We start from the raw sequence: 4,684 nt of genomic DNA on the forward strand, positions 1-4,684 counted from the left end.
AGCTGGAAGAGCAGGCGCGCATGAACTACTGGGGCCTCGTCGCCAAGGGCTCGGACCATCCCTACCTCTCGGACGAGCTCGTCATGGAATCGTCGAACCGCCCGCGCCAGGAAGAGTACCCGCACTTCCAGGAACTCATGCGCCGCATCGGCGGCAACCCCCCACGCGACGGCGTCTGGAACTCCTACAAGAAGAAGGTCTCCGGCGACATGGTCGCCCCGTAAGCGACGTTCGTCCTTCCTGCCGGCATCCGTCGTCCTACGAAGGCCCGCGCTTCAGCGCGCAACATCGCAGCCCGTGTGTTCTGGGGGTGGCCACTTGGCCCCCCCTGCTCGGTGTAGGGGCATCCCTTTACGGGTGCCCCTAGGGAACCTCCCGTTTGGCTGGACGTCGGCTATGGAGTAACGCCAGGGGTACCCACAAGGGGCACCCCTACATCAAACCATCCACCCCTTTGTGGGTGCCCTTGCTCGTCGTGCCCGCGAGACCAGAAACCTCGCGCGCGGAGCAGCGAGGTTGACTCCCCTCACATTGACGACACTCCCCTATTGCGCCGACGACGCCCGCATCTCTACCATGATTCACAGGTCGGTCCTCCAGATCGCCTGTCCCGCGACGTCCGGCTCCCCCTCTCGCGATGGCGGGAGAAGCAACGCGCTTCAGCGCGCGCTGAGCGTAGGCGGGTCGGGGGAGGGGGTGGCCTGGCCCCGCGCTGAAATGAGCGAAGAAGAACAGTGTTTGAGCGGAAATGAACAGCGAATGAGCAGGAATGAACAGTTCAACTGGTCACTCCGGATGCCGGATCTACGAGTGGAAGGGAGTGCGGTGAGCAGAAATGAGCAGCAGTTCCCCCCGGAACATTCCTGGGAGATTGCCACATGCCCACGCTGAGTCTTGGAGCGCTCGCCGCCGCCCTGCCCGGCCGGCATGCGGTCGTGAGGTACCGCTGGGAGCTGTGGCTGCTCTTCGGCATACCCGTCATCACGGGCCTCACCTACCATCTCGCATTCGCGTCTGTCCTTGAATTCCAGGGGTGTACCGGGCCCCTATGCCTCTACGGTCCCTCTGTGGCCAGCGGGAGTGTGCGCCTGCTGCTCATGGCCGTCTCCTGGCGTGCCGTCCGGCGACAGGGCCGCGAGCTGCTGACACTGCTCTGGATGCTGGAGATCGCCATAGCTGCCTTGGCGCAGACAGTGAACGCCATCCATCTCGTGCTAGGCAGGGACACCCCGATAGCCCCCGTACTCTTCGTCATCCCCTTGGACGTGGCCACGACTGCTTCCGGCAGCACGAGCACGGAGATCAGCTATTCCGCTACGTCCCCTGTCTACCTCATCCTGACCCTCTGGTTCGCCCGGCGCGCCTCGCGTATCAGCACTGGCCACGCGTTCCTGCTCGTGGCGCTATCCCTCGCCGATTCGAGTTTCTCCGTATACCCGTTCGTGCCGTATCTCCGCACCTCGTACGCAATCATCACCTCCGCGATGTCCCTGGCGCTGCAGGTGGGCCTCAACGTCGTCATGCTCTGGATGATGGTCCGCTTTGACGCGAGCGGCATCCGCACGCGGTGGCTGATGATCGCAGCGGTCATGGGTGCATGGTTCCTCAGGAGCGTGGCATCCCGCATAGCCCTCTTCGCAGGCGTGGGCTACTATGACGGATTCAGCGACATTAGCCACCCGGAACTCCAGCTGTGGGGGATGGCGAGCGGGACGTGGATGGGGCTGTCCGTCGTTGTCCCACTCGCGCTGGCCTGGCTCGTGCGCGTGCTCCGGCCCAAACGCGACTGGTTGTTGGATTGAATCGCTACCCGGGAGGTCCCGTGCGCCTGGTAACCCTGCTCACGCCCTTGCTCTTTGTGGCAGCCTGCACCGCCGGACCGTCGCCCACAGCGACGCCTCCCCTCATGGTGACGCCTACCAACACGCCCGCACCGGTTCCAACACCAACGCCCTCACCGGCGCCTACTCTGACTGCGGCGCCCACGCTAACGCCAACACCTACCCTGACGTTTGCCCCGACACCCACGCTCACTCCAACGCCATCCCCCACAGCGACGTCCACGCCCATTCCGGCGCCCACTCCGACTCCAACCCTCGCGCCACCGTACGCTCCAGACCCTCGGATCTTCCACGTCAGCTACAGGGACGGCACGGACAAATTGGTGGAACTGAGAGGGACAAACTCCAGCGTCGCCGCCATGATAGAGGCGCTGCCATGGGTGGCTGACGGAATCGCCCGGGACCCCTCCCAGCAGGAAGCCGTCCTCCACCTCGCCAACGTCTCAGAGCACTCGTCCGCGGAGGTCTTCCTGGCTCTGCTTGCGCTGCCCTGGATGCAGGACACGGATACGTCGTGGCAGGAGACTTCGGTCATATCCACGATAGACTCGATCGGCCGTGAGAATCCAGCTGCGGCCCTGGAGATCGTGGACATGCCGTTCCTGCAGACTCTGGACGTCCAGGACCTGAACGCCCTGTACGGCCTGCTGGCACTTAGCCGGGGCGAGAATCTGGCAGAGGTGCTGGCGCACCCGTGGGTAGCGCCTGGTATCACAGACGAAAAGACCCCGGTCATTGCCAGACTGACGGCCATCGCCGGGACTGGAAGTCCACGTCCCGACCTCCTTCCGATACTCCTCAATCCCGAGCAGACCATCCTGCTGACCAGGACGATCACCCTGGACCATGACGTGGAACTATCGGTGGTCTGGCCCGCTCACGGAGCAACGTCCGCAAGGGCCACCGTGGTCATGGACCTACTGGAAGACAGCATACGGATGCTCGAGGGGTTCATGGGCGTGCCGTGGCCGCGCCCCACGACCTCCATACTGGTCGCCGATGTCCCCGCCACGTCGGATGGTGCAGGCATTGATGCGTTCGCCATACATCCATCCAGGTACAACGATATTGAGTACATCGTCCACGAGGCCGCCCACTGGTACTGGTGGTTCTTGCCAGCTTGGGTAAGAGAGGGAGCCGCCACCTTCCTGGCAGCGGTCTACTTCAGCAAGGCGACGGGCACACCGCTGCCCGCGCCTGAATCATGTCCCCATGCCGCAAACTTGGAAGCGCTGGGCGACGGCGGCACGAAGATCGACCGTGCCTGGATATGCAACTATACCCTGGGCCACGGGCTATTGATTGAGCTCTACGAGACCCTCGGAGACGAGACGTTCCGCGACGCGTTCCGCAGGTTGTACACGTGGCTACAGGACGAAGCGTTGGTCGCCAGGTGCGGCGTCGCGACGCCACTGGGTGAGCAGGGCTTGTGCTACTACCACGCCGCCTTCGTCGAGCATCTACCGAAGCATGCTGCGATCACACAAGAGATCATCAACCGCCACTACTACGGCGCGAAGCGGTGAGGGCCAATGGATGCTTTCGATGGAATCCAAGTCTTCCTGGCGCAGCCACTCCCTCAGCCTGTCCGCGAAGCGGGCTACGAGAGCCTGGCGCTGGCCTGGCTCGCGCGTGTGCCACAGCCCAAGCGTGACTGGTTGTCGGACTGAGTCCCTACCCCTGTAGCGGCCTCTTGCCAGGGTGTGGTATGATTCCTCGTGGTATGAACATCGCCGTCACCACGTGCGCTTGTTGTCGTCGACCATAGGGCCGACAGTACTCACACGCCGTCAAAACTGCGCCCTTCTCAGCAACCCGGAGAAGGGCGCTTTCTTATGCAGGAAGAATCGAAGGAGAACCAGATGACCAGCACCGCGCCCCGTCCCATCATCCGCGGCACCAAGACCATCGACGAGAAGCTTCAGTACGACTACTCGAAGAGTGTCCTCCCCTACGTCCCCGAGGAGGTCGACGACTTCGAGACCGAGGCGACCCGATACCTCAACGGCGAGTGGCCGTCCGAGGAGCAGTTCATCATGTACCGCCTCGTGCGCGGCGTCTACGGCCAGCGACAGCCGGACGTGCAGATGATGCGCATCAAGATCCCCGGCGGCGCACTCACGCCCGAGCAGATCGAGGCGTTCGGCGAGGTCGTCAGGCGGCACGCCCCGCTCAAGAAGGGCCACATCACCACTCGCGAGAACATCCAGGTCCACTTCGTCAAGCTCGCCGACACCCCCCACGTCATGCGCATCCTCGGCGACGCGGGCCTCATCACCCGCGAGGCGTGCGGCAACACCGTCCGCAACGTCGCTGGCGACCCCCTCTCCGGCGTGAAGCTGGAGGAGCCCTTCTACGTCGCCCCCTACCTCGCCGCCTACGCTCGCTACTTCCTCCGCCACGAGTACACCCAGGCGCTTCCACGCAAGTGGAAGACCTCCTTCTCCAGCGGCGGCAACGACGACGTTGTCGCCGACATCCACGACCTCGCCTTCCTCCCGAGGCTCCGCGAACGCGAGGACGGCGGCGAGCCGGAGAAGGGCTTCGAGATACGCATCGGCGGCGGCACCTCCATTATGCCCCGCCTCGCGTGGACGCTCTGCGAATTCGCACCCGTCACCGAGTACCTCAAGGTTGCTGAGGCTGCCATCCGCGTCTTCCACCGCACCGACGAGCTCCGCAAGAACCGCATGCGCGCACGCATCAAGTTCTACGTCGACCGCATCGGCATCGACGCCTTCCGCCAGGAGGTCGAAGAGGAGATGAAGGGCGACTGGGCGCAGGCCGACTTCGACCCCACGCCCTGGATGGAGCTCCCGCCCGAGATGATCGACGAGCCCCCT

The 4,684-nt window shown here is 64.1% G+C and carries 4 protein-coding genes; all 4 read left to right on the top strand.

The features are described 5' to 3' along the window. Positions 1 to 224, top strand: a 224-nt coding sequence (locus OXC99_11790) for a hypothetical protein (protein MCY4625665.1), incomplete at its 5' end; no start/stop codon positions are given. A gap of 654 nt (positions 225 to 878) precedes the next feature. Continuing rightward, entirely contained in the window at positions 879 to 1,802 is a 924-nt protein-coding gene (locus tag OXC99_11795) for a hypothetical protein (GenBank protein MCY4625666.1), read from the top strand. A 362-nt stretch (positions 1,803 to 2,164) separates the two neighbouring features. Next, positions 2,165 to 3,367, top strand: coding sequence for a hypothetical protein (locus OXC99_11800; protein ID MCY4625667.1), 1,203 nt, complete (start codon positions 2,165 to 2,167; stop codon positions 3,365 to 3,367). A 336-nt stretch (positions 3,368 to 3,703) separates the two neighbouring features. Next, positions 3,704 to 4,684 (top strand): nitrite/sulfite reductase (locus tag OXC99_11805; GenBank protein MCY4625668.1); only part of this gene is annotated, 981 nt, incomplete at its 3' end.

Source organism: Chloroflexota bacterium, from assembly GCA_026713825.1.
Lineage (GTDB): Bacteria > Chloroflexota > Dehalococcoidia > Lucifugimonadales > UBA1127 > UBA1127.

Bases quoted from the DNA above. Each gene is read 5' to 3' on its own strand.
- OXC99_11795 (MCY4625666.1), top strand. From the start codon at position 879: ATGCCCACGCTGAGTCTTGGAGCGCTCGCCGCCGCCCTGCCCGGCCGG.